The organism is Pseudokineococcus marinus (genome assembly GCF_013004605.1).
Taxonomy (GTDB): Bacteria; Actinomycetota; Actinomycetes; order Actinomycetales; family Quadrisphaeraceae; genus Pseudokineococcus; species Pseudokineococcus marinus.
Window position 1 is genome coordinate 1 of sequence record NZ_JABEMA010000553.1, and the last position, 1100, is coordinate 1100.

Consider the following 1100-nt stretch of genomic DNA (forward strand, 5'->3'; position numbering starts at 1 on the left):
GCCGCGGCGTCCGGGCGCAGCGGGCGGGGGCGGGCGAGGGGCGCCGCGGGGCGTTCCTCGGGCACGTCCGGACGCTAGCAGCGGGGGAGGGCGCGAGACGTGAGCGGACCCGCGCCCGGCGCTGACGTGTTCTGAGCGCTACGCTCACGACCGCTCGCTCTGGTCGTCGACCGGCGGGCCGCCGTCCGCCCGTCCCGCCGTCCGGAAGGAGCGCCCGTGGTGCTCGAGGTCGAGGTGCTCGCCACCGCCGAGGAGGTCGGGCGCCGCGCCGCGCGCGTCGTGCTCGAGGAGCTGGAGGCCGGCCGGCTGGCAGCCCTGGGCGTGGCCACGGGCTCGTCGCCGGCCCGGGTCTACGAGGAGCTGGCCGCCGCCGGCGCGCGCTGGGAGGGCGTCGAGGTGTTCGCGCTCGACGAGTACGTGGGCCTGCCGCCGGGGCACCCGGAGTCCTACGCCGCGGTGGTCGACCGGCAGGTGCGCGCACCGCTGGGGCTGGACCCGCGCCGCGTGCACGTGCCCGACGGCGGTGCGGCGGACCTGGACGCCGCCGGCGCCGCCTACGAGCGGGCCCTGGCCGAGCGCGGCGGCGTCGACGTCCAGCTCCTCGGCATCGGCGCCACGGGGCACATCGGCTTCAACGAGCCGGGCTCGTCCTTCACCTCGCGGACGCGGGTCGTCGAGCTCGCCGACCGCACCGTCGCCGACAACGCCCGCTTCTTCGACCGGCCCGAGGACGTGCCCCGCCGCGCGCTCACGCAGGGCGTCGCGACGATCGGCACGGCCCGGCGACACGTCCTGCTCGCCCAGGGGGCCGCCAAGGCGGGCGCCGTGCGCGCCGCCCTGGAGGGGGAGGTCTCGACCGACTGCCCCGCCTCGGCGCTGCGCACCTTCGACGACGTCCTCGTGCTGCTCGACCCGGCGGCCGCGTCCCTGCTCGACCAGCGCACCACCGGGCGCCCCCGGCCGGTGCCGGCGTGAGCGCCGCGGGCTCCGTCGTCGGCCCGCCGGTGGGCGACCTCGTCGTCCGCTCGGCCCTCCTCGTCGACGCGGGCGGCCGCCACCCGGACGCCTGGGTCGCGGCGCGGGACGGGCTCGTCGTCGCG

General features: G+C 79.5%; 1 protein-coding gene. It reads left to right on the forward strand.

Going from position 1 to position 1100, the window contains the following annotated elements; translation table 11 throughout:
* Window positions 1-216: 216 nt before the first annotated feature.
* Complete coding sequence (locus HLB09_RS17430) at window positions 217-975, forward strand: glucosamine-6-phosphate deaminase (protein ID WP_212771330.1); 759 nt, start codon at window positions 217-219, stop codon at window positions 973-975.
* Window positions 976-1100 lie beyond the last annotated feature (125 nt).